The organism is Acinetobacter sp. WCHAc060042, assembly GCF_003231195.1.
In the GTDB taxonomy this organism is placed as follows: Bacteria; Pseudomonadota; Gammaproteobacteria; order Pseudomonadales; family Moraxellaceae; genus Acinetobacter.
On record NZ_QKVN01000134.1, the window covers coordinates 1 to 461 of the forward strand.

Annotated in this window: 1 pseudogene; it reads right to left on the reverse strand. The window is 41.4% G+C overall.

Annotated elements, in window-relative coordinates:
* Positions 1 to 461, reverse strand: a pseudogene (locus tag DPG01_RS18580) (IS3 family transposase); the annotation flags it as partial.

Below are 461 nucleotides of genomic sequence, written 5' to 3' on the forward strand. Positions count from 1 at the left end.
CGCTAAACCTTGCCAATCTGCTTTTAAATATTCAATCACCTCTGTTTTGTATAAGCCATTCACCGTTTCAGCCAGAGCATTATCGTATAAATCACCAGTTGTACCGACTGATGCTCGTAAATTTGCAGCTTCTAAACGATTGGTATAGCGAATAGAAAAATATTGAACACCTCTATCGGAATGATGAATCACATTCTTTGGCATGCCTCGATCGTGCAATGCTTGCTCAAGTGCATCGAGCACCATATCTGTATTCATCCGTGTAGATACTTTCCATCCAACAATTGCTCGTGAGAACACATCAATAATAAAGGCGGTATAGACCCAGCCTGAATGAGTTTGAATATAGGTAAAGTCACCCACCTGAGAAGCATTGCTTCGCAAGGGTCAGGATGATCAGCATTAAAATTACGTTTCACTAAATCATCTGCCCGTTTTTGGTCATCTCGGTTACGGGTGGT